25 protein-coding genes are annotated in these 25,166 nt (G+C 46.4%); 11 read left to right on the top strand and 14 right to left on the bottom strand.

The window, feature by feature from the left end; translation table 11 throughout:
- Positions 1-272 precede the first annotated feature (272 nt).
- The 4 genes from ABD852_RS08600 to ABD852_RS08585 all read left to right on the top strand — a co-directional run bounded on the left by ABD852_RS08600 (position 273) and on the right by ABD852_RS08585 (position 5,208).
- A complete protein-coding gene (locus tag ABD852_RS08600) occupies positions 273-2,219 on the top strand; it encodes an AAA family ATPase (RefSeq protein WP_345027901.1) in 1,947 nt (648 codons plus the stop codon).
- 2 nt (positions 2,220-2,221) lie between these two features.
- On the top strand, positions 2,222-2,818 hold the full coding sequence (locus ABD852_RS08595) for a hypothetical protein (RefSeq protein ID WP_345027900.1): 597 nt from the start codon (positions 2,222-2,224) through the stop codon (positions 2,816-2,818).
- Positions 2,815-3,867 carry a hypothetical protein gene (locus ABD852_RS08590; RefSeq protein ID WP_345027899.1) on the top strand — a complete coding sequence of 351 codons (1,053 nt, stop codon included), beginning with the start codon at positions 2,815-2,817 and terminating at the stop codon, positions 3,865-3,867. Before ABD852_RS08595 ends, ABD852_RS08590 begins: the two co-directional genes overlap by 4 nt.
- Positions 3,868-3,936: 69 nt before the next feature.
- Positions 3,937-5,208 carry a DNA methyltransferase gene (locus tag ABD852_RS08585; RefSeq protein ID WP_345027897.1) on the top strand — a complete coding sequence of 424 codons (1,272 nt, stop codon included), beginning with the start codon at positions 3,937-3,939 and terminating at the stop codon, positions 5,206-5,208.
- An 8-nt stretch (positions 5,209-5,216) separates the two neighbouring features.
- Here the strand turns inward: ABD852_RS08585 and ABD852_RS08580 are convergent, their stop codons facing one another.
- The 6 genes from ABD852_RS08580 to ABD852_RS08555 form a co-directional block, all read right to left on the bottom strand.
- Complete coding sequence (locus ABD852_RS08580; RefSeq protein WP_345027895.1) at positions 5,217-5,873, bottom strand: hypothetical protein; 657 nt, start codon at positions 5,871-5,873, stop codon at positions 5,217-5,219.
- 283 nt (positions 5,874-6,156) lie between these two features.
- Entirely contained in the window at positions 6,157-6,693 is a 537-nt protein-coding gene (locus tag ABD852_RS08575; protein ID WP_345027894.1) for a DUF3427 domain-containing protein, read from the bottom strand.
- Positions 6,694-6,724: 31 nt separating this feature from the next.
- The gene (locus ABD852_RS08570; protein ID WP_345027893.1) at positions 6,725-9,259 is read right to left on the bottom strand and encodes a DEAD/DEAH box helicase family protein; all 2,535 of its coding nucleotides are present in this window, start codon (positions 9,257-9,259) and stop codon (positions 6,725-6,727) included.
- A 4-nt stretch (positions 9,260-9,263) separates the two neighbouring features.
- On the bottom strand, positions 9,264-9,575 hold the full coding sequence (locus tag ABD852_RS08565; RefSeq protein WP_345027892.1) for a hypothetical protein: 312 nt from the start codon (positions 9,573-9,575) through the stop codon (positions 9,264-9,266).
- Between the two features lie 29 nt (positions 9,576-9,604).
- The gene (locus ABD852_RS08560) at positions 9,605-10,012 is read right to left on the bottom strand and encodes a DUF2251 domain-containing protein (RefSeq protein ID WP_345027891.1); all 408 of its coding nucleotides are present in this window, start codon (positions 10,010-10,012) and stop codon (positions 9,605-9,607) included.
- Between the two features lie 30 nt (positions 10,013-10,042).
- Positions 10,043-10,522 carry a T6SS immunity protein Tdi1 domain-containing protein gene (locus ABD852_RS08555; protein WP_345027890.1) on the bottom strand — a complete coding sequence of 160 codons (480 nt, stop codon included), beginning with the start codon at positions 10,520-10,522 and terminating at the stop codon, positions 10,043-10,045.
- A gap of 95 nt (positions 10,523-10,617) precedes the next feature.
- Between ABD852_RS08555 and ABD852_RS08550 the strand changes: the two genes are divergently transcribed.
- Entirely contained in the window at positions 10,618-11,064 is a 447-nt protein-coding gene (locus ABD852_RS08550) for a hypothetical protein (protein WP_345027889.1), read from the top strand.
- Between the two features lie 435 nt (positions 11,065-11,499).
- Here ABD852_RS08550 and ABD852_RS08545 read toward each other — a convergent pair whose 3' ends face one another.
- Positions 11,500-11,799 carry a GIY-YIG nuclease family protein gene (locus ABD852_RS08545; protein WP_345027886.1) on the bottom strand — a complete coding sequence of 100 codons (300 nt, stop codon included), beginning with the start codon at positions 11,797-11,799 and terminating at the stop codon, positions 11,500-11,502.
- Positions 11,800-12,454: 655 nt separating this feature from the next.
- Between ABD852_RS08545 and ABD852_RS08540 the strand changes: the two genes are divergently transcribed.
- Entirely contained in the window at positions 12,455-12,748 is a 294-nt protein-coding gene (locus ABD852_RS08540) for a type II toxin-antitoxin system HigB family toxin (protein ID WP_345027885.1), read from the top strand.
- 4 nt (positions 12,749-12,752) lie between these two features.
- Positions 12,753-13,109 carry a helix-turn-helix domain-containing protein gene (locus ABD852_RS08535; protein WP_345027884.1) on the top strand — a complete coding sequence of 119 codons (357 nt, stop codon included), beginning with the start codon at positions 12,753-12,755 and terminating at the stop codon, positions 13,107-13,109.
- Between the two features lie 155 nt (positions 13,110-13,264).
- Here the strand turns inward: ABD852_RS08535 and ABD852_RS08530 are convergent, their stop codons facing one another.
- Positions 13,265-15,484: a DNA/RNA helicase domain-containing protein gene (locus ABD852_RS08530; RefSeq protein WP_345027883.1), complete on the bottom strand. Its 2,220-nt coding sequence runs from the start codon at positions 15,482-15,484 to the stop codon at positions 13,265-13,267.
- On the bottom strand, positions 15,481-15,810 hold the full coding sequence (locus ABD852_RS08525; protein ID WP_345027880.1) for a nucleotide pyrophosphohydrolase: 330 nt from the start codon (positions 15,808-15,810) through the stop codon (positions 15,481-15,483). Before ABD852_RS08525 ends, ABD852_RS08530 begins: the two co-directional genes overlap by 4 nt.
- 260 nt (positions 15,811-16,070) lie before the next feature.
- On the opposite strand from ABD852_RS08525, the gene ABD852_RS08520 reads away from it, so the two are divergent.
- Both ABD852_RS08520 and ABD852_RS08515 read left to right on the top strand, forming a co-directional pair.
- Entirely contained in the window at positions 16,071-16,511 is a 441-nt protein-coding gene (locus ABD852_RS08520) for an antitoxin Xre/MbcA/ParS toxin-binding domain-containing protein (RefSeq protein ID WP_345027877.1), read from the top strand.
- Positions 16,512-16,514: 3 nt separating this feature from the next.
- Positions 16,515-16,967, top strand: a complete 453-nt coding sequence (locus tag ABD852_RS08515) for an RES family NAD+ phosphorylase (RefSeq protein WP_345027875.1) — start codon at positions 16,515-16,517, stop codon at positions 16,965-16,967.
- A 287-nt stretch (positions 16,968-17,254) separates the two neighbouring features.
- Here the strand turns inward: ABD852_RS08515 and ABD852_RS08510 are convergent, their stop codons facing one another.
- Positions 17,255-17,761: a DinB family protein gene (locus tag ABD852_RS08510; protein ID WP_345027874.1), complete on the bottom strand. Its 507-nt coding sequence runs from the start codon at positions 17,759-17,761 to the stop codon at positions 17,255-17,257.
- Positions 17,762-18,080: 319 nt separating this feature from the next.
- Between ABD852_RS08510 and ABD852_RS08505 the strand changes: the two genes are divergently transcribed.
- Complete coding sequence (locus tag ABD852_RS08505) at positions 18,081-18,656, top strand: Crp/Fnr family transcriptional regulator (protein ID WP_345027872.1); 576 nt, start codon at positions 18,081-18,083, stop codon at positions 18,654-18,656.
- Between the two features lie 70 nt (positions 18,657-18,726).
- A complete protein-coding gene (locus ABD852_RS08500; protein WP_345027871.1) occupies positions 18,727-19,545 on the top strand; it encodes a DJ-1/PfpI family protein in 819 nt (272 codons plus the stop codon).
- 157 nt (positions 19,546-19,702) lie between these two features.
- On the opposite strand, the gene ABD852_RS08495 is transcribed toward ABD852_RS08500, so the two are convergent.
- The 4 genes from ABD852_RS08495 to ABD852_RS08480 all read right to left on the bottom strand — a co-directional run bounded on the left by ABD852_RS08495 (position 19,703) and on the right by ABD852_RS08480 (position 24,939).
- On the bottom strand, positions 19,703-21,235 hold the full coding sequence (locus ABD852_RS08495) for a M56 family metallopeptidase (RefSeq protein ID WP_345027870.1): 1,533 nt from the start codon (positions 21,233-21,235) through the stop codon (positions 19,703-19,705).
- Entirely contained in the window at positions 21,216-21,605 is a 390-nt protein-coding gene (locus ABD852_RS08490; protein WP_345027869.1) for a BlaI/MecI/CopY family transcriptional regulator, read from the bottom strand. The genes ABD852_RS08495 and ABD852_RS08490 overlap by 20 nt, the downstream gene beginning before the upstream one ends.
- A 932-nt stretch (positions 21,606-22,537) precedes the next feature.
- The gene (locus ABD852_RS08485) at positions 22,538-22,723 is read right to left on the bottom strand and encodes a CsbD family protein (RefSeq protein ID WP_345027868.1); all 186 of its coding nucleotides are present in this window, start codon (positions 22,721-22,723) and stop codon (positions 22,538-22,540) included.
- A 92-nt stretch (positions 22,724-22,815) separates the two neighbouring features.
- Positions 22,816-24,939, bottom strand: coding sequence for a catalase (locus tag ABD852_RS08480; protein WP_345027866.1), 2,124 nt, complete (start codon positions 24,937-24,939; stop codon positions 22,816-22,818).
- Positions 24,940-25,166 lie beyond the last annotated feature (227 nt).

Below are 25,166 nucleotides of genomic sequence, written 5' to 3'. Positions count from 1 at the left end.
TTGAAAACCAACAATTATTGAACCGAATTCTCTTGAACACCAATATACTAAATAAATCCGTCCTACCCCTCCAGGTTTCAAATCTGCCAATAAAAAGGCAAAAACAGCAGATATTCACATTACTTCTCCCTAGAAGTATACCATGAATAAGTTATATTTTCTCAATATAGAACTATATCTGCAAAACGCATGGTATTCTATACCGATCAAACTACTAACAATATTGAAGCTAGAATTATCAACTTTAACCAAAACCATCAAAAGCCAATAAGTTGAAAAAATTCATTCTACCTACGATCGAAAAAGTTGAAATAAAAAACTTTAGTCTATATAAAAAAGTAGACCTAATTGAAATTGATTTAACAAAAGAAGTATATTGTTTAGCCGGCGCTAATGGACTCGGAAAATCTACATTTATAACAATAATCAATTACTGCCTAACCGGTATTGTAAAAAATCCTTCAAGAAAATTTACATGGTACAATGAGATTCCAAAATTCTACAACCAAAGCAAAGGGTTTGCTTCGATTTATTTCGACGGTAGAATTTCTGAAGAAAATTATGAATCAGCAGAAGTGTCAATTGAATTCTTAATTGGGTTAAACAGGTATCGAATTACTAGAGGGTTCTTTGAACCAGATCAACTAAGGTCATTCTCAAAATTAGATGAAAGTACTGGAGAAATTATAAACTTCAATGAGATAGAGTTAGACTTAAACGAAGTATACAAGGAGCATTTCACAAAGGACATTCAACTTTCTCAATTCGACCAGTTTGTATTCATCCAAACTTTTGTTCTGACATTTGACGAAACTCACCAACTTTTATTCTGGGACGAAAGCCTTATAGAAAGGGTTCTATATCTATTCTTTGGGGTAGATTCTGAAAAAGCTAAACTCGCGGACAAACACAGAAAAGAGTACAACAAATTTGACTCTACCTTCCGAAATCTTCAGTGGCAAATAACCAAAACTAGAAATGAGCTAAATAACATTCTAAAGTCAATATCTCATGATAGCGATTTAGATCCCAATGAATTAAAACTTTACGAAGAACATAAATCTCTATCAGAAGAAGTTGATGAAATAGATAAAGTAATTGATCGATTGATGTTAGAAATAAAAGACTGTGATTTGGCTATTTCAGATTTTCTTTTAAAGTCATCAACTCTTCGTGGTGAATATGAAATATTATTCTCTAATTCCTTAACAGAAGAGGTTCCACTTGAAAAAAATACGGAAATAATTAAGATACTTTATGACCTAAAAGTAAGGATATATTCTTCAAAAAACTACGAAGATTTGATACAAGACCTAATAAATGCATTAACGAAACTTAAAAATCAGGAGTCTGAGAATAAATCGAATGATGAATACTTTAAAAAATTATCTAAAATAGACAGCGAACTATCTAGTTTCTCAAAAGAAATTACGAGTATTCAAAATAGAAAAACCAGACTTTTAGAAGAACAAACAGAAAAACTTGAGAAGAGCAAGTATATTAATGATAGAATCAGAGAAATAGAAAGGGAAAATGAGAATGAGATTCGAAAAATAAGCAGGATAAGAAAAACCGTCGATTATTCTGAATTAACCAGAAGCTATGAAGAACAAATAGCAAGATACACAACCCAAAAAGATGAGAGTTCGTACAAAAGAAGTTTAGCACGAAAAGAGTTGCAGAAGTTAGAGAAAGACCTGAACCAAGGCTACATAAATGCGGAATCTATATTTATTCCAATTTTCAATGATTATGCCAGGAGTTTTCTAGGTCTAGACGTTTCCATCGAACTTTCAGCTTCGACAAAAGGAACAAATTTATCGCTTCATATTGAGGACTCAAGGAGACAAGACTCATTCAAGCTCTCCGAAAGTCAAAGATACTTTATAGATATTGCCCTGAGGATGGCGCTTATAGAATTGGGTACCGAATCGGCCACATTTTTGATAGATACTCCGGAGGGTTCTCTTGATATTGCGTATGAAAGCCGAGCTGGGAAAATGTTGGCGGATTTTGCGAAAGAAAAACATAAGCTTATTATGACGGCCAATATTAATAGCTCGCAGCTTTTATTGGAACTAGCATCGATATGTCGAGGAGACAAGATGAAAATAGAACGTATGACCAATTGGACTATTTTATCTGAGGTACAACAACAAGAAGTCGAAAGAATAGAAGAAGCATATACCCTCATAGAATCAAAGCTACAATCTATTTAGTAATGAGTAAACCCGAAGCTATCATAGATACCCTCTTTATTGGTGAGAGGCTTCAATCAAAAATTGGGGACTTTTCGCTCTCAGAGATCCAATTCTTTTCATACTTAGGTTGCTTACTTTCATTATATGACGGCCAAACAGCAACGAAATGGAACTACTCCTTTATTAAAAGTAGTCTTGGAAGTCCATACAGCGCTGACATACTTAACGGAATAGAAATACTTCTGTCAAATGAATCAATCATAGAAACAGATAGAGACTACTATAAGATAACGGAAAAAGGAAAATCGAATCTAAACTTTTACGTTACGCTGGAGTTACTAAATTGGAGATGCAAATATTTAAATATTGCTTGCCATAGTCTATCTGTTTTCCCATATGGGGTAATAAAAGAGGCTATAATAAACGATCCGGTGGTTGTATCTGCTAGAAGTTCACCTATTAATAAATTACTATTAGATGACAGTAACCCTGCAACTGGAGTTCTCTATACTCAATTTGCCTTACTAAAAATTGCGCTCTCAGATCAATACGAGAGCTTAATGGCACCGGCACTAGTTTGGATTGAATCTCTAAGAAAAAAAAATACACAATTATGATCACCGATCAGTCTCAGATCAATTTTTTTAAGAAAATTGCTCAAATACAATTTTCAACAATATTACTGAGTGACTATTCTGATGACTACTTGGTATTTTTTACTGATTCAATAACGAATATATACAAATATTTAGATTATGTAAGCTTTAATAAAGTTACAATCTATCTTCCTTTAACAAAGAATCTTTCCCTATCAAATCTCGGGGCAAATCCTTTAACTATTTATTCTTTGGAGAATTTGACGCCATTAAACGGTGAAGAAATCACTCTAGAACTTATTCTCACCGGGGAAATCAACGCAGCTATTGGATATTCACCCGATGTGGAGTCGATTAGAGTAAATAGTTTAGTTTATACTTTTGAAAAGCATTTGGCCGAGGAATGTATCTATGGAAAAAATGATAAATCAAAATTAATACCGATACCTGGAGCGGACAGCTATTTCGCAGTACAAACATTCAGAGAACTAAACTCGGCACTCGACTATTATAAGTCAAAAGTAGCCAGGCACTCCGACTGTGAAATCCTAAGAAGAGTTTGGTTTGACGAAAAACGTATATTTTTAAAAGCTAGTCCCGAACATCGACTGAGAGACTCACTGACTCAATATTTAAAAATTAGTTTGAGAAATACTGAAGTCCGACCCGAGCAAGTAGTAGATCGTTCTCATCCCGTCGATATAAAAGTAACTTGGGCGCTTGCTAATAGATTAGCCCTAATAGAAATAAAGTGGTTAGGAAAGTCACTGGCCTCAAGAAAAAAGCAATTCACCAAGCAGTTTTTTGAAAGTAGAGCACTGGACGGAGCCAGTCAACTAGCCTCATATTTAGATGGAAACATACAGCAAGCTCCCACTTATACAACACAAGGATACTTGGTTATCTTTGATGCTCGGAGAAAAGGCTGTACCACTGCAACCGAGTCTATTAACAAAAGTCAGGTACTAGATTACGATCGTCAGGAGATACAATACAATCCTCAATATGAAAACATCAGAAGAGATTTTGCGAAGCCATTACGATTTTTCATGGAACCTTTATACGGATAATAGAAATATAGAACTAACAGTTAAAAAACAAGTATCTCAAATTTTGGTAATAGTAGTTCCACAAATCAAATGCAAAATAAACTGAATAACAATTTTAGCTTACGTGATAGGGGTTACTCAAACTACGAAGATTCTAGTGATTTACCGAGGCATAGGTGGTACTATTATAAGGAAGGATTCTCTCCTTATCTAGTGGAAAAGGCCATTGAACAAGTTGAAATAAAAAAAGGCGATCTTATACTCGATCCTTTTAACGGAAGTGGAACAACAACCTTAACCTCATCAATATTGGGGTTACAATCCGTTGGAATCGAAGTCAACCCATTCACTTCATTTTTGTCTAAAGTAAAGGTTAGAAACTCTCAAATAGATATTATAGATAGCATTGAGGGAAAACTGTTTGAATCTACGATAAAGGGAACCAAGTCGCCGCTTGTTGGATTTTCGACATTCTCACAAATGGATCATCTTGAAAAATGGTTGTTTAATGACTCCGTTCTTAATTCTTTCGAAGCCGGATGGCAGTTTTCGCACTCAATTGATAATCGCAGTACGCGAGAACTGTTACAGTTAGCTTTGATATCATCGGCTATGCAGAATTGCAATGCAAAGCGCGACGGGAAATGTTTAAGGTATAGGAGTAGCTGGAAGAGTAACGGCTTTGACGAATATTCGTTTACCGAGTCTCTAGTACAAAATTTATCAAAAATAAGGTCGGATATTCAGGCAGACCCAATTGAGATAGAGCCCATAATACATTCGGGAGATTGTAGAAATATTTTACGTCAATCAAATAGCGTGAACAACTTCAAATTATGCATTACTTCCCCTCCCTATTTGAATACGTTTGACTATACAGACATCTATAGACCCGAGCTGTTTTTAGGGAAATTCATAGAAAGCAAGCAAGCATTGTATAACCTACGATTAGAGACAGTTCGTTCTCATATTCAAGCAAAATGGGTCGCTCCTAAGCGAAATAATTTTGGGGCATTGTATCACCAGACAATGGCATACTTTAATGAAAATAAGGATAAACTCATGCATAAAGACATTCTGCTTATGGTGCAAGCCTACTTTGAAGATATTCAGAATATTCTTACCATTTTAAGAGGAAAATGTGCAAAGAATAGTGAGGTATGGCTTGTCGTTTCCAATTCTGCATATGCTGATTTAGAGGTACCTGTAGATCTAATTATTGGTGACATTGCTTCAAAGTGTGGCTGGTATCTAAAAGAAATAGGTGTGCTTCGATATGTAAAAAAACGCAAAACAAAACATAGTCCAAATGTGACCGATCTAAGAGAGAGTGTTGTTATATTATCTAGTGAAAAATTTTAATTTCCTGCTTAGAAAATATCTTCGTTATTATTGCATTTATCTACAATAGAATTATTTAGTTCTGGTGTTGATCTTATCGCCCCATTTAATTTTTCAAAATCTCCAAATCCATCATACTTATAAATCAGTTCATTTGAAATCTGATTCACAAAATCATCACTCTTATCCTTTAACAAAAAGGATCTAAATAAATAAATTGACTCTACAACAATCTTCTCTAAAACATAAAGGTTGAGAACTGGAATATTTTGACCGTTTGAAAGAGATTGGTTTATGAACATTTCATTACAACTTTCTATAAAACTAACTCCTGCCCCCTTAGGCACTATTTGATGCATAATCCCACATCTAAAAACCCTATATAGAATAATTCCTTTGCAACTTTGCTCTATAGGGAAAAAATTTTTCACAAAATATATATAGTTTTTTTCACTATTATTGAAACTATTATAGTCTCTTTCTCCATTTTTCTTTTTGGGAAAGCCCTCCAGCCCAGTCCTGTATATCTTACCGTAAAAATCTAAGGCTGCAAAAAGCAACATACTCTTTGCCAAATGGCATGTACGCGGGGTCTCTCGCAATTCCCGAACAAAAAATGGCTCTAAGTATTGATTAAAAAATTTAGCAACAACCAACTCGCGTTGCTCGTCTAATGGTGTATTCATTATAGATTATCTAATGTATTAATTAAGTATTTATTGTCATTTACTCATCTGCTTGATATCGTTGTATTTCATCATCCGGGCCCAAATACATCGCGACCATCTTATAGGCAAATTTATAGACGCATATCTCCAATCATCCCTCTAACTACCCATCGATGTAACTCCAGGCTACCGATACAGCCTGCGGTGACAATTGGCTCATACAGAACCCAAGTCTTCCAGTCTAATAGTCTTATTCAAAGAACTTAATTGCTATCAAACTAAAGCTGTTTCTACCTTAACTTCACCCCACCGCCATCTTAGCCGATTCCTTCCACAGATAATGCGGAATGGGCTCCACCAGCTCCCAGGTGATGCTCATGGGTTTGCTTCCGTAGTACTTTACCAAGCGGGCTTCACCCAAAAACACCATGCCCATCGCATTGCCAAATTCGTCCTCGCTACGCTCCCTTACAAAAAGTAGTATCCGCTTGCCTTCCCTTTCGTGGTGGATGTACGACTTCCCCTTGCCGCTTTCCGGACGTACGGCGTTCTGGCTTTGCCAATGGAAAAGTGTTTCACTAATGGCAAAGTCGTCGTACAGCGTGGTAGGTGAAAAGTCTTTCTCCGATTTGTTGAGTGTAATAAACAGCAGTTCCGTGTTTTTCTCCTTCAACACCGCCACGCCCTCTCTGATGTTACTCTTCTGCTCAAACGTACTAAACCCAAACCCGGCCAGCATCTGCTCGCGGGTGTAGCGGCTGTGCACCTTTAGCGGTAGCGAGTAAGGCAAATTCACCTCCAGCTCCAGATAGTCGATGCCGTCAATCAACATATCCATCACCTCCACAATTTCCTGGTTCAGTATCGCATTACGTCCAATAGTCCGGATGCTTTCTTCCGTAATGCAGCATCAAGCACATCTGCTTTTCCGCCTCAGTCAGTTCTGGCCAATTGACCTGAAAATTGCGCCGGGCCAGTTTCCGAATCCACTCAAAATACGTGATCGACGAGCAGCTCAGCCATTTGCGGCCAATAGCGCGGATAATCTCCTTCTCGTTCACATCGGCAAACTCCTCCACCTTACCAGCCATGGCGCACAGGCGTTTCCATCCGCCTCGTTTGTAAATCAATTGCAACGGAAGGTGATAAAACCGGCAGAAGTTTTTGAGGTTGAGCGGCAGGTGCGTTTGATGCCCAAACGACTGGATTTTGTTGATGAGTTGGCTCCGGTTTACCGAAGTAGCCGAGCGGATGTTGTTCAACACATACTCCTTTGCCTTTTTTTCCAACACAATGGAGCAGCCCAATGGCAAATGCGGAAAATCGTCCTCGATCTCCTTCTGCACCGGCGAGTTGGTTTTGCCGATCAGCGCCCTAAACTTCCCTTCAAAATCGTATTCCGGACGCGAGTTCCCTACAAAATCCAGCACCGTGAGGCAGTCTTTTCCGTCGGCCAGGCGCAGGCCACGGCCCAATTGCTGTAAAAACACCGTTAAGCTTTCGGTAGGCCGTAAAAACAGCACCACGTCAATTTCGGGTATATCCACACCCTCGTTGAAAATATCCACCACAAAGAGGTAGTTAATCTCCCTCCGCCTGAATTGCCCACGAAGCTCGTCGCGCTGGTGATTGTTGGCACTCACCAGATAGTCGGCTTTCAACCCGGCCAGTACAAATTTTTCGGCCATGTACTGCGCATGCTCCTGCGTTACACAAAAGCACAGCGCCCGTACCTCGCCCATATCGTTCAGGTACTTTTGCAGGTTGGTCAGGATATGATTAACCCTTACATCGTTTTGCGTATAAAGGCGCGTGAGCTCGCCGGGTACATATTTGCCGTTTCGCCAGGTCACGGCCGATAGATCCACGTTATCCGTAATACCAAAATATTGGAACGGACACAACAGCTTCCGGTTGAGGGCCTCGGGCAGGCGAATCTCGGCGGCTACGGTATCACAAAAATCCTTCAGAATATCCTCCCCGTCCATCCGCTCGGGCGTAGCGGTAAGGCCGAGTACAATTTCGGGCTCAAAACGCGCCAACACAGGCCGGTAGCTCGCCGCAGCAATGTGGTGCACCTCGTCAACAATGATAAAGTCATAGAACGTCGCCGACAAATCCAGCAACGGAAGCCGGTTGCCCAGCGTTTGGATGGAGGCAAACACCACATCGTACCGCTCCGGTTCCAGGCCATCCACCCAAAGCTCTCCAAAATTGGCATCCTTGAGCACACCCTGGAAAGTGGCCCTGGCATGCTGCAATATTTCTTTCCGATGGGCTACATAAAGCAGCCTCGCCGAGGGCTTACTACGTTGGTACCGGCTAAAGTCAAAGGCCGAAATCACGGTTTTGCCCGTACCGGTGGCCGCCACAAGCAAATTCCGGTAGCGGTGGTGCACTGTCCGTTCGGTAGCCAGCCGTTCCAGTATTTCGCTTTGGTACGGAAAAGGCTTCAAGTCAAAGTACGCCGCCGCACCGCTATAATCTGCGCGCCGCTCGCCTTTAAGCGCCACCCGCAGCTTTTCGGTGTCGCGAGTGGGATCGAAGAGTTCAAAGTCCTTGTCCTGCCAATAGGTGTCGAAGGTCTTTTGAAACTTATCGATAATTTGCCCCACCTCCTGGGTAGTAATTTTCAGGTTCCATTCCAGGCCGTTGGTCAGGGCCGAGCGCGACAAGTTCGACGACCCGATATACCCCGTATGAAAGCCCGTGTTCCTATAAAACAGGTACGCTTTGGCATGGAGGCGTTCGTTGTCGGTATTGTACGAAACCTTGATCTGCGTATTGGGCAGGGTAGACAGGTACGCAACGGCCTTGAGGTCGGTAGCCCCCATGTACGAGGTGGTGATGATCCGCAGCTCCCCACCGCGGGCGGTAAACTCAGCCAGTTCGCGTTCAAAAATCCGGATGCCCGTCCATTTGATGAACGACACCAGAAAACTCACCCTGTCGGCCGATAGGATTTCTTTCTTTATCTCACTTTCGAGCGATATCCCCGAATTATTACCGGTAAAAAGCTCACTGTGCGACAGCCTCGAATAGGGCGTAATGTGTTTGAGGTGTTTGTCCAGATCCGCCACCCCGAAATCGATTTTGGACAGTACGGCGGCCAGTATTTTACCCTCAACGGCAATCAAATCCTCTTCAAAGTCCTGGTTGGCGAGTTCTGCTTGTAGCAGCCGGATTATTTTGTTCGATAGCGCGATCTGCTTCTCTACCGCATCGTCGCCCGAAAGCAGGCTCAGCGCATACCTTACCACGTTGCCCAGGTATTGTCCAAGCAGGCGGGCCGCCTCGGCCTTATCAATGTCGTGTTGTTTTACATAAAACTGCTGCTGATCCAACTGCTGGAGTTGAGCCGCCACCAGTTTGTTGATCAACTGCTCGTAAATACCACGCTGCATGGTTTCAAAGAGGGTTTTGAAATTTCATTCTTTCCACAAACTCGCGAGCTTCTCTCATCGTCTCGGGATATTTTTCGTAGCCGCTACGGTCAGCATTCGTGATATGACGATGGTACGCAAAGCCATTTTCGTAAAGAAACCGAACCACCTCCCATGCTTTGTCATCCGATTTTTTAGGTGGTCGAAACCTGTGCAGGTAGCGAATAGCCACCTGACCGCACTCCGGACACTTTTCCGACTGTTTGGCTCGCTCCACGAAATCGGATTCGAGATTAAACGCTTTTTGGCAATCCAGACAAACCAATTTATAACCCATGCTCTTTGCTCTTTTTCAAATACTTCGCCCTAGATACGATCGATTATCAACCTTTCAATCAATTGATCCGTTAACTCCCGCTCTTTTACTTCTGTCCAAGGACTTCTGGGGCCTGGAAAAGCATTCCTACAATATCCCGCCTGATTCCGAAAATCAAAAACGGCATGGTAATAGTCATTGATCGACAGAAACACAGTCGATTCGTCTTCCGTCCAAAGTATCTTCAACACTGACGGAACATGCTTATCCACAACACTTGCAACATCATAGATATGAAGCGCATCAAGTACTTCCATGCCGTTTTCCCGGCTGATAGCGTAAAAGTATCCTGTTTCCTCATTATCATCGAACACAACTGTCTTAGAGGCATCAATCCCACTTCTTACAAATGTGTCTTCGCCAACTGAGAAGTTAATTTCTTCGTAAATGAAAAGCATAGAAACGCAATATAATCTTAAGTGTCATTTTTAGCTCTTATTTTCAAATTTGATTCGCACTCGCGTTCCATTTGGCAGGGTGCTAATTTGTCGGTGAAATTGACCTGTAAAATCAAGATGGGCTTCCAAGTCAAGGGGTATAAAATTATGAACTGCATATTCTCCTCCGATAATAGGAGACATAATATATGAGTAAACTTGCCCAACTCCTAAAAGTTTACCAGAAGCCAGCAACTCGTCTACTAGATCCATCATTAACCAATCTCCGACCTGATCATGGTCTTCTAGTTTCTCGAAAAAATCGTGGCGGCTTTCTGCTACTTGTTCAAGTTTACCCACCCCGGTATCAAGCCAGAATATCTTTTCATGCTTGTCAGTCACAAACACGTCTCCAATGACCGAAACAAGGACGAGTCGCTTATCTTCTCCAATAAGCCAAGTCCACTCCATCATCAACTGTTCCGAGCTATCTGAATCAAATGGTATAGTTGCTCTACTTAAGTAATCCATCTATGGTGGTTAATTAGGTAATCGATACTACCAAAGGTCATCAAGTCCCGGAAATAACACAAGTTCACATCCAAATCCACTGGAAAAAACGGCGCGTGATTGCGATTCACCAGCTTTGCCGAAGCCTGATCGTGAAGTCGCTCGCCTCTATCGAAATCAACCTCGACCACATCGCCGAAGGCCTGCGCCTCTTCCTTGATGCCCGCAGGCCCGATACCCTTTTTGATGCCGACCAAAGTGCCGCGCAACACAACGAAGCCCGGTACCAGCTCGTTGAAGGCTGCTATTATGACTATGCGTTCAGCGACGCTCATTTCAGTTTTGACGACGTGGGCGGCCAGGTTGTTCAGCCCCATTCCCGCAACCGGCACATCGGTACCCTCTCGCCCGACATCTCCGTAGGTACGCTTTCGTTACCGGTGCTGGAAGCAGGAGGTGGAGCTACAGGGCACATGGTAATGCTGGAAGTGCAATCGGTAAAATCGGGCTACCGCGACGACTACCGCGATAGGCTGGCGTTCATGTCGTGCTGTTTTACATAAAACTGCCGCTGATCCAACTGCTGGAGCTGAGCCGCCACCAATTTGTTAATCAACTGCTCGTAAATACCAAGCTGCATGGTTAGAGGGGGAATCATCGGTTTCTGCGCAAAGTAGCAAAAACACGCCAAATACGCCTTGATCACTCCTACAATTTGTGCACGGGTAGCATCCAAGAGCCCCACCGAAGGTTTAGAGAGTCCAAACGTTCACCCTTCGACAGGCTCATGGACCGCTAACATTCCGGCCACTGCTCTTCGATAAGACCCAGCGGCTGAGCTCACGGTCCGCAGGTGCGGTCGAAGCCAGAGGGATTTAGTCCACCAACGCCATATTGGTTAAAACACCGCTCACCCTTCGACAAGCTCAGGGACCGCTACCTCCCGGGGCTGAGCCCCGTCGAAGCCAAAGCCATTCATCACCCGAAACCACATGAAATCAGCCATCACATTTCCGCTTCCCATAGGAAACAGCTAACTCTGGAAGCAGATCAGGTCGTCCGCTTATTAACGCTTCCTTCTTCTGTCGGTTCCAGCCCTGAACCTGCTTTTCCCGGTAGAAAGCATCGTCAATCCGCGCATATTCTTCGTAGTAAACCAGCACCACCGGCAATCTTTTCTTTGTGTAGTTTGCCCCAGCTCCGTTTTCGTGTTGTTGTAATCTCAACTTCAGATTGTTCGTACTCCCGGTATAGTATGATTTATCGGCACATTCCAGAATGTAAATCCAGCCTTTCATGATGTTTCTTAGATTTAGCCCTATAGTATGTCTAGAGACGAAAATAACGAAATAATGGCGATTACGGAAGATCGGAAAGATCGGCTTACGCTGGGAAGGCCCGACGGCTGAGCCCCCCGAAGCCAAAGGGTATCCAAAACGCTCACCCTTCGACGGGCTCAGGGACCGCTTGCATCCCGGCCGCTGCTCTTCGATAGGACCCGGCGGCTGAGCCCCTTCGAAGCCATAGGGAATCAGAACCCGAACCTATTGGGCCCCAAACCGCGCATCCTTCGAGGCCCGGCAAGACCTGATCCGAAAACAATACCCTAACCCCTCGCAGAAAACCTACCTGGTGATCAAAATAGAAAAAGCCACCGATCCTGAATTTGAAGGCGTACAATGGGATTTCCGTAAGCTAGCCCGCCATTCGTCCGGGAGGAGATCGGCATCGCCCTTTACGGCAAGTTTGGGGGAGTTGATGAAAACAGGTGTTCGGTAAAATACATACTGCGTCGCCCCGCGATAGTCCTATCTCAAAAATCCTGTAAAAAATCAGTGGAAACAGACTACGGCGGAACAAAAAGGTAGAGTTAACCGATAAGGAGCTTACCAGAAACACAAATAAAATTCCCGTTTTGGGAAATTTATACTACATTTGTAAAAAAGAAACAGGTTGAGAGTCATTGCAAAAAAAATACTGCGCGAATTCTGGGAGGTTCATGCTGACTGTGAACAATCCTTAAAAGCCTGGTACCAGGAAGCAGGCAAAGCAACCTGGAAAAATCTGAATGAACTAAAAAACGACTTCCCGGCTGCCAGTATTTTAAATGATAACCGGGTTTGTTTTAACATTAAAGGGAATAACTACCGTCTGATTGTCAAAATCAATTTCTACTATCAGATGATGTGGATCAGGTTTGTAGGAACACATGCTGAATACGACAAAATAGACGCAAACGAGGTTTAATCCTATGAAACTAAAGCCGATAAAAACAGAGCAGGATTATCAACAGGCCCTTGAAAGGCTTGAAAAGATATTTGATACAAAACCCGGCTCCAAGGAGGGCGACGAACTGGAAATCCTGGGCATCCTGATTGAAAAATATGAAAATGAGTACTTCCCGATCGATCTGCCGGATCCGATCGAAGCCATTAAGTTCCGGATGGAGCAACTCGATTATTCTCAGAATGACCTGGCTGATGTAATTGGCCTGAAAAGCCGGGCAAGTGAAATCCTGAACAGGAAAAGAAAACTATCACTCGATATGATCCGGAAGTTGAATGAGAAACTGCATATCCCGTCGGAAGTATTGATACAGGCGTATTGAGTGTCTCTTTATGCAGTGTCTGAAAACCTGAGTATCGCCCGATCCGCTAAAGCCCAGACTTCAATATGGAAAAATATGGAATTGGATTTCTTATTTTTCCAAGTCCAATAGACTCAGTTATGGGGCGAGAAATTCGTGCATTCGCGGCCTCTCCCTCAAATCACCCGCTCAAACACCCCAATCACCTTAAAATCCACAGCCTCATCCTTCAACAGCTCAATAGGCTTGTGAGCCGGATCATCAGACTCCGGGTAAAGCGTAATCGAATCGTGGCCCCAGGTTTCAGCATTACTGCTCTTCGCACTACGATAACGCTTCACCGTATAGCCCGAGCCAAACTCCGCATCGGGAAAGCGCGTACTTTGAGCCAGTACAATTTTACCATTCCGCGTACCGCCCTCGTCACGACGAAATAGACAATAGGCGTCATTGGGGATGACCTTGTTCATGGACTCGCCGATTACCTGGCAAACAAAATAGCGGTCCCGGTCGGCGACATCAAACGGCAGCTCTATCCACTGCGAAACCTCATGAAGCTGTAGTTCACTGAACGTGCCCGCTGCTGCGTATATATCGGCAAACGGTACTGCCCGATGGCTTTCCAACGCTTCCTCCGGCGAAAGGAACCGGAACGGCTGCACCTCCCGGTACGCGGGGATATGCTGCTTCAGGTACTCCCGCAAAGCCGCATCACAGGCATACACATACGTGCCCCTGATGCCGCGATACATCATGTTTTTGTAGATGTTGATGATGTAGGACTTCAATGCCTCCGGATCGCGGATACTCTTCTTGCCATTGGCATCGTGATAGTGCTCCGGCGCGATCTCAATAGAATGGGTGGCCGGATTGTAACGTATCTCACGACCAAAAATAACACCGGTATAATTAAGATCATAGCCCATGGTGGTATGGATACAGCCAATTTCGCGGGCTGCCGTAGGCGAATTGATCCAATCCTCGTCCACCTGGTTCCATTGAAACTGCATGCCGTCAATTTCAATATCAACCGCCTTTTTGTTCTCCTTCGACGCCCAGGGCCAGGCATACCCGGCCACAAGACGACACAAACGATGCTCCTGTTCCTTTTCGGCCAATACCGCGCAGAGGTCCGGTAGTGAGTCAAACAGCATCAGGTCATATCCGGTGCTTTTGTAAGGCTCCGGATCCGTCCGCTTAAGGTGGAGCAGATCGTCTACAAAGCGAAGGTAATCGCTCCCGCCTTGCACTCTCATCTGTGAGTGCAAACTGAGCCGTATCACATGCTGTTCGTTAAGCAGGGCCGTAAACCGCGCTTCCTCTACATCCGACGGCCTGATCGACTGGTCCGGATCATAGAAAAACAATTGGTTTTTGCTATTCGCCAATATCCAGTCAAGCTCCGTACCCGGATTAGCCAGCCCTGAGTTTACCGAAGGGTCCAGCCCCAGTTTTTGATTGTTTTTCCGAAAAGCCCCCGCCCAACTGATATTCCGGTACTGGCGTAGCCGATGCGCCTCATCCGCAATCAGCAGATCGTATTTTTCGCCAAGATTAAAGGTTTCCGAAGGGCTCATCACCATCGAAGCCTTCAAACCGGGAATTTTCTCGAACACGTTTTTAAGTGTTTTACGCAGCGACTTCATCGCCACCACCATCCCTATCCGCGCGTTGGGATAGGCTGTCTGAAACTGCCGGATATACCGCACCTCCTCCAGGGCTTCATCATCGGCATCGTCCTCGGCCCCTACGTCCGACCTGAGCAGCTTCACCAGGTAGGTTGCCAGGATGGTCTTACCGGTGCCGGCGCTTCCGCGTACAAAAATCCGGTTCGATTGCCGGGTGGTTAACCCTTCGAGTATCTCCAGGACCGATCGGTACTGGTCCTCATTGAGCGATTTATAGGGCGAATATTTGAATAACTGCGAGTTTTCAATCTCAGTCAGCGACCGGTTTACGATCTTCCGTTTCCGGAGCTGCGACCATAGCTGCCTGAACAGGCCTTTGTATAAATCCTGCTCGTAATAGCGATGGTTGGAAAGTCCGTAGTTGCCATTAAGGAGCTGGTAAGTGCCCTCCGCCGTTACGTACTGGATGAGGCTCGATTCGATATCAAGCGTGGCCGACTTGTTGAACCGCTCGCTAGCGATAATCGACACCTGCGTTAATAAACTGTTTTTCTGACTGTTGCCGAGGTGATTGCGTATACGCGACAAGGCATGCGTTGATTCGCCAATGTACCCGATGCGGGTACCGGCAGCGGCTTCATTTTCTATAAAATACACCAGCGGCCATTGATTTTTGACCCAGCGATTTTGTTCCAGTACAGCCAATCCGTCACGACTAAACGGGTAAGGCTTGGATATTTCGACAGACACCTCGCGGGTCGCACTCATAATTCGTTGTATTTCTTTGCGGTGCCCTTTGCTTTATCGACAGGATATTTCTCCCCGTTGCGTTTGATCTTGTCGAGCACAATTTGTTTTACATCCAACTGGTATTTGTCCGCAAGCAGCAGGGCGTAGGCCAGCACATCCGCCAGCTCTTCCTTTACCTTTTCGGGATTGGCATCTTTGGGATCTTTCCAGAGGAATACTTCAAGCAGTTCTCCGGCCTCGATGCTGATGGCCATAGCGAGGTCTTTGGGATTATGGAACTGCCACCAGTCGCGTTCGTTGCGGAATCGTACCAGTTCCCGGGTGAGCGTTTCGATGTCGGTCATAGGCTATTGTAGGGGTTTCGGGGCTAAGTTAAAGATTTTAAGCCGCGAATGCACGAATGGGCTTAGATGACCCGGAGGATTCGTGCATTAGTGGCCTCCTAAAATACATTACCTCGAACACTTGTTTAAAACCACCTGACTCATAATCAGGTGCCCGGTATGATTGGCCCCAGGAACTTCACGGCAAGCGAAATATTTCCGATAATTTTACCGTTTTATATAAAACATTTTACCTATTTTTATTCTAACGGTCTATTAAAATGGGAGTTGCAGTTTCAAAAACAGTCTTATACAAGAGCATTGAAGAGGTTCCTTACCTCCGTGATTTCTCCCGGCTTTACGCCTACATCCTCAAAGAAGAGCCTGTTCAGCGATACATTACGCTTTTTGATCACATTACCGATCTGAACACGGAAGACGTAGCAGGCTGGCTAAATATCACGCCCAAGACGTACAGGTCGTACCGGAAAAACCCGGAACTAACCCTGAAAGACAACCTCAAGGAACACCTGATCGTGATTTTATCGCTTTACAGGCATGGCATGGATGTTTTCGGTAGCAGGGAACTCTTTGAAAAGTGGCTAACCACCCCAAATGTACTTCTCGACCAAAAAGCCCCCCGCCAATTTCTAGACACTATTTCCGGTGTTAAATTTATAGACAACCGGTTAACGGCCCTGGAATTCGGAGAGAACGTATAGCGTATGGTTGTTTTTAATATCAGAAGAGCACTATACGCCAACACATTGACGGCCTCCGGGGTAGCAAACCGCTGGAACAAAGACGACGAATTCGTTATCTACACCGGCGGATCAATTGCGCTGGCAACACTCGAACTTGTAGCGCACCGAAGCGGCATTCACACAACCATCCCATACAAATTACTACGAATCGGAATCGAAGCAAACGAAAACGACATCACCAGCATCCCGCTGTCCGCCTTGCCTCCTCACTGGAAATCAATAGCCGCCTATCCGGACTTGGAGGAAATGAGCTCCGAATGGTATAGAAGCTTTAGAAGCCTCGTGTTACAGGTTCCCTCTTCGCTGGTACAATGGGAACCCAACTACCTGATCAATACCCGGCACCCGGACTTCGCCCGGAAGGTCTTCATTATATCGGTCGAGGATTTCGAATGGGATAACCGGTTGCTATAGCGGTAGCTTAGAAAGCCTAATATTTGGGCCACTATTACCGCTTCGGCTTCGCGCCCCTGTACGGTATGCACGGTGCCAATCCGCTCGTTGGGCCAGGTGCGGGGGTTTTCAACCCAATCGGTCAGCAGACCACTTTCGTACACAAGTCGGCGCAGTTGATCCGATACCATCACAAACCGAGTGACGACATAAATATCCGGAGTAGCCCCTGCGTAGCGCATCCTTCCCAATAACTCCAGCACTTTTTGTCACGAATCCGGTTTGAATTCGTGCATTCGTGACTCCCCCTACTTTCTCCCCACAGCCTCCTCATACGTAGGCCCGTAAAGTCCCGGGACCTTATTACCGCTTGCCCGCAGGTAAACGATCATTTCACCACGGTGGTGATACACATGGTTAAACAGGAAACCTCGGGCGACAACACCCCGGGGCAATGGCCCGACAACGGTACGCTCACCGACTTTCATCGTCCACAGCCCCTGGAGGCTATCCTCTGTAGCCGATTTCAGTATTGCTCTGGCCCGTTCCACATTTTGCTCGAAAAAGTCGAGTGTAGCCTTGATATCGCTCGGAGCGCCGCGCTCGGGCCGGTCGGTGGACACGTCATATACCTCATGCGTAAAAACGCCCACATACCAGTAGTAGATAGTGGCTATATGCTGGGCCAGCTCGCCCATAGTCCATGAAACCGGTGAAGGCCGGTAGCCAAGGTCTTTTTCGGGTACGGCATTCAGCAACTTCCGTGTGTTGGCTACTTCGTGTTCAAATTCAGATATTAAGGATTGCAGCATCATCGTTTGTTTTTGACAAAAATACAATGAAAGATCGGATAGGAAAGCAAAAAAACTATTACGATGCCTTCTAATGCAAGACCGTATTTTCCGAAAACCCCTGTCGTTTCAGAACCCAAAAAAGGAGAAATAGAAAAACGAAATTTACCCGTACACCTCGCCCGGCGGACGGACCGTGAACATTGACTCCGTTTCGGATGAAGAAGTAGTCCATCCGCCTGTTGAAATCAAATCCGGCAAAACCGGCAGCAGTAAATTATTAATCCATAACTTTTAAGCCGGGAAAGCATTAACGCTATTGCGCGCCAACAAACCTAATCCCTTGGAACTTCTAAAAGAATACGTCGAAAAAATCTCTCCCCTCGGTCCTCATACCTGGGAACAATTCGCGCGCCTGTTTATCTGCAAGCGGCTGAAAAAGAATGACTATTTCATCCGTGAAGGCGAAGTTGCCCACGAGATAGGCTTTCTTACCACGGGTGTGATCAGGGCATTTCACCGGAACGCCGAAGGAACCGAGTACAACAAGCATTTCTTTGTCCCGCACAGTTTTACAGGCGGCTATTCTTCGCTCGTTACGCAGCGCCCTAACCTGATTCATCACCAGGCGCTCACCGACTGCGAATTGTACGTAGCCCCCTATTCCCGGATTACCGAGCTGTTTGACTCTCACCAGGACCTGGAACGGTTTGCCCGGAAGCAAGCTGAACAATATTTTGTCTACAAGGAAAAGCGGGAAATAGACATCGTACTGCTCAACGCGGACATGCGGTATCTCCAGTTCCAGCAGGAGTATCCCGGACTGCAGCAGTTGATCCCACAGTATCATATTGCTTCCTACCTGGGCATTACCCCTACCCAGCTAAGCCGCATCCGGAGAAAGTTTTCCCAATCCTGATTTCTTTACCTATGTAAATGCCCGCGCAGACCGGACCAGCTTCTTTTGTAAAAATAACGAGACAAAAGAAATGACAAAAAGTATGATGGTCGCCCTCTCCCTGCTGTCAGGCCTGCCCGCATTCGCCCAAAAGAAGATACTGTTCATTGCCAGCGCAGCCAATGAGTTGCCGCTTCAAAACGGAGAAACATTTAAGACAGGCGTGTTCCTCAGCGAATTTTACCCCGTATACACCACGCTTCTTCAAGCCGGTTTCGAAATAGATTTCGCCACACCAGATGGCAAAAAGTCTACCATTGACCAGGAAAGTCTGAAAGAGAAATACTGGAAAAAGGAGAAACATCTCTTACCGGAAGCCAGGAAGTTTACCCAAGACAATCCCGGTTTCAACAACCCTAAAACGTTGGAGGAAGCGCTGGCCGGTAAAGATGATTACATCGGGGTGGTAATTCCCGGTGGACAGGGGCTCATGGTTGATCTCATCCACGATACCAACGTATCGGCACTGCTAATGCACTTCAACAAAAAAGGACAGCCAATTGGTCTCGTTTGTCATGCGCCGGCTCTCCTGCTTTCCATTCCCAAAGCTACCAGCCCTTTCACCGGGTACCGGGTGAATTCGGTGACAAGAATGGAGGAACTGGTTATCGAAAACTTTGTCATGAAAGGGAAACCTCTGAACCGGAGAATTGCACGGCAACTGAAAAAACACGGACTAAAGCACAAAAAAGGGTTACCTGCAGCAAACTTCGCCCTTCGCGACCGGGAACTGGTCACCAGTCAGAACCCCTACTCCAACGGCGCATTTATCAAATGTTACCTGGAAGCGTTAAAGGAATACGTCGGGAAAGCCACCTTCTCTCATCATACCATCGGGGCCGCAAATTGAACTTCAATTCAGCTTCAAGCCACGAATTCACGAATGAAAATACCCCATTCGTGAATTCGTGGCTTGAAGGTAAAAACAATGGAGTCACTCCCTTCATGAGGACATGAAGTCATATCACCGCCGCAAATCAACTTTTAATAGAAACTGAGGGAACCCTCTACTTTTTCGGCTCCCGGCGTGCCCCTTCGGTTATGATAAACAGGTCGGCCGCGCGCCGCTTATAATTGGCATCAAAATACTGGTTGGTTTCCAGGTTAAGCTGGTGGGTATAGCTTCTTCCCTCCTTGGCCGAACCATAAAGTTTGCTGATGGAGTAGTCGGCAATATCTGAGTTTGTGTACGCGCTCAGCGCTGCGCTCTCCACCTTCTTGTTGTCCAACCATACCCCATATACGTCTGCTTTTTTAAAAGATTCGAAAAGCTCGGGCGACGGTGGATTCTTATAGGGTGCGGGTCTTCTGAAAATAGCATAGGTCTGTTGTTCGAGCTGCTCCCTGGACATCTTTTCCCTTATCTTTAACAAACGCTCCTTCTCGGCATTGGACAAGTCAAATTCAGGATTTCGCGGGCTTCCGTCAGCATCCGTCTTTTCGATCCTGTGCGCTTCGAATGTCGCGTCATAATCCGCCAGCTCCTCCGGGGTTGCACCGGCTCCTGTAACAAGTCCTTCCATAGGGGGCCGCGGTGGAGGTGCTACCGGCAGTTCGTCCAGATCCATGGGCGGCGGCGGAGGAGGGGATTTCGGGGAAATCACTTGCGTATACTTCCATTCTATCACACCCGGGTAAGGCGGCGCTTCCTGGGCACGCGCTTCGTCGGAAGCGAAGTAGAACAGTCCACCGGCAAACAGGGAAAGACAGGCACCTTTCAGCCACACACGTTGCGGGTTTTGTTTTTGCGTCATCATGATCAATCGCTTTTTGGTTTGAGAATAATTAAAACTGCTCACCAGCGACGGCGCCACCCCGCCCGCAAGCCGGTCAAGCAGCAGCCGCTGATAACCGGCAACCTTACCCGGGTGATCCATCACTTGTTCGTCGGCCAGGAATTCATGATTGAGCCTGACCGACCGTTTGTAAAGCGCCATAACCGGGTTGAACCAATAGAGCGCACCGAACACTTCCATAAACAGGATGTCCCAGGTATGGCGCTGCTTTACATGCGCCAATTCGTGCTGCAAAACGGCTGCGGGAATCGCACCCGCCCGGTACTCGTCCCGGCTGCAAAATATGTATCCCATAAAAGTACAGACCTCGGTAGATCCGGGCATGGCGACCATAGTAGCGCCCGGTACCTGATAGCGGTCCGATGCCCGGATTGCACGCCTGATACGGGCGATATTCACCGCAAACCGGATCAGCAAAAAGATTACTCCCAACAGGTAAACCGCCGGCACCCCCCATGAAAGCATGGCCCCCGCAAATGTGTCGCCGCTTTCCACAATAGTTTCTACTGCGCTTAAATCCATTTCTTTTTCCGCTGCTGTCACGGTTTCAAGCGGAAGCCAGGCGGTCCCGGTTCCGGCATCACCCGGACGAAGCGGTACAAAAGGAATCAGCACGGAAATGACAGGCGCCAGCAACAGGTAAAAGCGGTTGAATCCATGCATGCGCTCTTTTTCGAGGGAAAAACGGTGGAGTGCCCATAATATGAAAGAACAGGCAATTCCTTTAACCAGGTAGATGATCATCGTCTTTTCGTTCTATTTCATTGTCAATAAGGTCCCGCAGGCTTTGCAGCTCTTTCCTGGTAAGCTTTCCGCTCTTTGCAAAAAACGACGCAAACCGAAGCGACGAATCCTCGAAATAATTCCGGATTAGGTCGCTTACATGTCCGCTGAAATAGGTTTCCTTCGCCACCAGGGCATAATACTCGCGCGAATTCCCGAAAGTCCGATAGGCAATGAATCCTTTTTCCTGCATCCGTTTCAGCAGCGTCGCCACCGTGGTAACGGCCGGCTTCGGTTCGGGGAAACTCTCCAGCAGGTCTTTCATAAACACCCGCTCCTTTTGCCAGATGTATTCCATCACCTGGACTTCCGCATTGGTCAGTTTACTCATAAAACTACATCATTAGAATACACTCTACAAATGTAGAGACAAAACAATAACTTCCAAATTTTTAGTAGAAAAATATTATTCACATTCCATAGCAACAACATGGGCTGCACTCCGGCCGGATGGTCATCCCGACCGCAGTGGAGGGATCTCCCAGTCCCAGTACCTAATCCCTTTCAGAGGACTTTTTTATAGCAACAGGAGATCCTTCAACTCCGCTGCGCTGCGCTACCATTGACAACAACAGGTTTGGAGCCGCACCAACCGGAGGGTCATCCCGCAGTGGAGGGATCTCCCCTTCCCGGCACCTAATCCCTTTCAGAGGGCTTTTTAATACCAACAGGAGATCCTTCGACTCCGCTGCGCTCCGCTTCAGGATGACCATCCTCCGGCAGATACGCTACCATTGACAACAACAGGTTTGGAGCCGCACCAACCGGAGGGTCATCCCGACCGCAGTGGAGGGATCTCCCCTTCCCGGCACTCAATCTATTCCGCCGGGCTTCTTAGTAACAACAGGAGATCCTTCGACTCCGCTGCGCTCCGCTTCAGGATGACCGTCCGGGTGGTGCGCTACCATTGACAACAACAAGTTTGGCGCAGCTCCACCCGGAGGGTCATCCCGACCGCAGTGGAGGGATCTCCCGCTCCCTGCACCCAATCCCTTTCAGAGGACTTTTTCTTGCAACAGGAGATCCTTCGACTCCGCTGCGCTGCGCTCAGAATGACCGTCCGGGTGGTAGCCTCCGGCTACCGTTGACTTCCATTGACAACATCTATTTGTCATCTCCCCTGCAAGGTGTTTTCGCAAAAAACTTCTTTCTCAGGATGACCGTCCGGCACCAATCCCTTCCACTTTTGAATCACACTCACTAACAAAAAAAGCCGCTCCTCCGAAGAGAAGCGGCTTCAGCCGATAAGCCGGGACTATATCGCTAATCGAATTCCTTTTCGATTTCTTCTTTTGTTTTACCCAGCTTTTTCTGAAGTCGCCCCAGAAGCTCATCTTCCTTACCTTCCACGTACAGCAAATCGTCGTCTGTCAGGTCGGCATACTTCTGCTTGATTTTACCTTTAAGCTCGTTCCAGTTTCCCCGGATTTTATCTGTGAGTGATCCCATGTTAAACAAGTTTAGTTGTGTGTTAAAAAAAGTTTTTCTACTATATATAACGGCCAAAACTCTAGTTTCGTATATTTTTCCTCCTTCTGCGGTTAATGGTCCGTATTTTCCCGCTCCCAGATCCGGTGCTCCTTTATCAGCGACAGGAACTCGGAGTCCCCTTTCCCGTCGGTTGCCAGCAGCACACCCCGGTCTTTTTCGACGCGGCAAACCTCCAGCACCTTTTCCGCACCCCTCGCGAAAAACAGGGGCTTGCAGTGCTCAAATGCCTCCTCTATGAATTGTACATACCGGACATTGGCTGCCAGCACATCCAGGTTTCCCCCGGCGGGTGTATAGACCGCATCGTAACAAACCGAAACATCCGTGAGCAACGATCCGTCCACCGGAATATTCCCTCCTTCCTGTATTCTTACGGTCCCAACCCGCTCGGCGATCAGCATGGCTTCGGCGCCTTCTTTTTCAAGTGCGGCTTTCATATTGTCGATAGAAATTTTCGAAACACCATCGGTTACCAGGAAGGCCACTTTGCGGGTTTCCGCGGTTCCCTTACCGGGCGCTACCCGCATGCTCAGCCCCGACGTTTTCTCAATCTCCGGTCGCGGAGGTGTGATCGGGTAAGCCGGATGGTTATACCGCGCAAATTGTATGGTAAGCGGATCAAGTACTTCCGGCGGCACGAGTCCCAGGTTGTCGCCTACACGCCGGGCCAACTCCTGGTCTACCTGGTGAAGGATCGCCAGCTCCCGTTTCCGTATATTTTCGTCTTTGACCTTCGAAAGCTCGAAACTGAACGCATTGATGATGTGCGCCTGCTCGGGCGGACTCTGAGAATGAAAAAACAGCCTGGCCTGCGTAAAATGATCCGCAAAGGAATCGGCGCGACGGCGTACTTTGACTGCATCGCTGATTTTCTCGGCATGGGAAACATAACCGGTTTCCCCCCTGAGCATGGCATGATACGGGCACCCCTCGGCCTTGCTGTTGGGAAAATAACTTACCGGCCCTTTCAGAATGTCCATCCTGCCCGTGCCGTCCTTTTGGTTGTTGTATTTTCCGTTTACCGGTCGGTTGATCGGGATTTCATGGAAATTGGCGCCACCCAAACGATAATTCTGCGTGTCCATATAGGAGAATACGCGCCCCTGCAACAGCGGATCATTCGTGAAGTCAATACCCGGCACCACGCGTCCAGGGTCAAAAGCGGCCTGCTCTGTCTCAGCGAAGAAATTCTCGGGGTTGCGGTTCAGCGTCATCGTACCGATAATCTGCAGCGGCACCAATTCTTCCGGCACGAGCTTGGTCGGGTCGAGCAAATCGAATGAATATTTAAATTCATCTTCCTCCGGGATCAACTGTACCGCCAGGTCCCATTGCGGAAAGTGCCCTTTTTCAATCGCATTCCATAAATCTTCCCGGTGGAAATCGGAATTGAAACCGGATATCTTCTGCGCTTCGTTCCACGTTACGGCGTGTACCCCCAGCCTGGGCTTCCAGTGAAACTTAACAAAAGTCCCCTTGCCTTCTGCATTCACGAACTTGAAGGTATGCACCCCAAACCCCTCGATTGTACGCAGGCTCCTGGGAATAGCACGGTCGGACATGACCCACAATGACATGTGCGCCGACTCTGGTGTCAGCGATATGAAATCCCAGAATGTATCGTGTGCTGAGGCCGCCTGCGGAATCTCCCGGTCCGGCTCCGGTTTAACGGCATGGACCACATCCGGGAAATTCATGGCATCCTGGATGAAAAAAACCGGGATGTTATTCCCTACCAAATCATAATTGCCATCCTGCGTGTAAAATTTAACCGAAAAGCCACGCACATCCCGCGCCAGGTCGGTCGAACCTTTAAAACCGGCTACCGTAGAAAAGCGCGCGAAAAGAGGAGTTACCGTTCCTTTTTTTAAAAATGAGGCCACGGTATACTGCGACATATCGGCGGTTGCCTCAAAAATGCCGTGTGCTCCCGATCCCCGGGCGTGCACCACCCGCTCCGGTATCCGCTCCCGGTCGAAATGCATCATTTTGTCGAAGTAAATATGGTCCTGTTGTAACGAAGGACCGCGCTCTCCGGCTTTTAGCGTGTTGTTGTTGTCGTGAACCGGTACCCCGTCATTGGTTGTCATTTCCCGGTCCTCGTTACTAACCAGGTGGTTGACTACAGCCGGTGTAAGCATAGTTTTGTCCGGATTCCTTTGATCGTCTTTCATGTGTGAAGCAATGGTTAAATGGTTAACGTTGATTAAACCGATCAGAACTGACCGTTATCTAAAAAGCAGAAACCCGTAGGTTTGTGGATTCCCCTGCCGGAAAAGCAGGGTTTTGCAGTAGCTCAAAACAATTTTCGCTGCAAAAAAATTTACAACTCGCCGGAAACATTTGATGGCGGGAGAAGCCCAGCCTTCAATTCACATTTACCCAAATGTAAACAACAACC

Origin of the sequence: Ravibacter arvi (assembly GCF_039540405.1) — a bacterium.
In the GTDB taxonomy this organism is placed as follows: domain Bacteria; phylum Bacteroidota; class Bacteroidia; order Cytophagales; family Spirosomataceae; genus Ravibacter; species Ravibacter arvi.
This window is presented reverse-complemented; position numbering and strand designations above follow the sequence as displayed.

Bases quoted from the DNA above. Each gene is read 5' to 3' on its own strand.
- ABD852_RS08490 (WP_345027869.1), bottom strand. From the start codon at position 21,605: ATGAGTAAACTGACCAATGCGGAAGTCCAGGTGATGGAATACATCTGG.
- ABD852_RS08520 (WP_345027877.1), top strand. From the start codon at position 16,071: ATGGGAGTTGCAGTTTCAAAAACAGTCTTATACAAGAGCATTGAAGAG.
- ABD852_RS08565 (WP_345027892.1), bottom strand. From the start codon at position 9,575: ATGGGTTATAAATTGGTTTGTCTGGATTGCCAAAAAGCGTTTAATCTC.
- ABD852_RS08535 (WP_345027884.1), top strand. From the start codon at position 12,753: ATGAAACTAAAGCCGATAAAAACAGAGCAGGATTATCAACAGGCCCTT.
- ABD852_RS08570 (WP_345027893.1), bottom strand. From the start codon at position 9,259: ATGCAGCGTGGTATTTACGAGCAGTTGATCAACAAACTGGTGGCGGCT.
- ABD852_RS08580 (WP_345027895.1), bottom strand. From the start codon at position 5,873: ATGAATACACCATTAGACGAGCAACGCGAGTTGGTTGTTGCTAAATTT.
- ABD852_RS08495 (WP_345027870.1), bottom strand. From the start codon at position 21,235: ATGATCATCTACCTGGTTAAAGGAATTGCCTGTTCTTTCATATTATGG.
- ABD852_RS08510 (WP_345027874.1), bottom strand. From the start codon at position 17,761: ATGATGCTGCAATCCTTAATATCTGAATTTGAACACGAAGTAGCCAAC.
- ABD852_RS08575 (WP_345027894.1), bottom strand. From the start codon at position 6,693: ATGGATATGTTGATTGACGGCATCGACTATCTGGAGCTGGAGGTGAAT.
- ABD852_RS08530 (WP_345027883.1), bottom strand. From the start codon at position 15,484: ATGAGTGCGACCCGCGAGGTGTCTGTCGAAATATCCAAGCCTTACCCG.
- ABD852_RS08480 (WP_345027866.1), bottom strand. From the start codon at position 24,939: ATGAAAGACGATCAAAGGAATCCGGACAAAACTATGCTTACACCGGCT.
- ABD852_RS08555 (WP_345027890.1), bottom strand. From the start codon at position 10,522: ATGGATTACTTAAGTAGAGCAACTATACCATTTGATTCAGATAGCTCG.
- ABD852_RS08585 (WP_345027897.1), top strand. From the start codon at position 3,937: ATGCAAAATAAACTGAATAACAATTTTAGCTTACGTGATAGGGGTTAC.
- ABD852_RS08595 (WP_345027900.1), top strand. From the start codon at position 2,222: ATGAGTAAACCCGAAGCTATCATAGATACCCTCTTTATTGGTGAGAGG.
- ABD852_RS08560 (WP_345027891.1), bottom strand. From the start codon at position 10,012: ATGCTTTTCATTTACGAAGAAATTAACTTCTCAGTTGGCGAAGACACA.
- ABD852_RS08500 (WP_345027871.1), top strand. From the start codon at position 18,727: ATGACAAAAAGTATGATGGTCGCCCTCTCCCTGCTGTCAGGCCTGCCC.
- ABD852_RS08525 (WP_345027880.1), bottom strand. From the start codon at position 15,810: ATGACCGACATCGAAACGCTCACCCGGGAACTGGTACGATTCCGCAAC.
- ABD852_RS08590 (WP_345027899.1), top strand. From the start codon at position 2,815: ATGATCACCGATCAGTCTCAGATCAATTTTTTTAAGAAAATTGCTCAA.
- ABD852_RS08515 (WP_345027875.1), top strand. From the start codon at position 16,515: ATGGTTGTTTTTAATATCAGAAGAGCACTATACGCCAACACATTGACG.
- ABD852_RS08485 (WP_345027868.1), bottom strand. From the start codon at position 22,723: ATGGGATCACTCACAGATAAAATCCGGGGAAACTGGAACGAGCTTAAA.
- ABD852_RS08545 (WP_345027886.1), bottom strand. From the start codon at position 11,799: ATGAAAGGCTGGATTTACATTCTGGAATGTGCCGATAAATCATACTAT.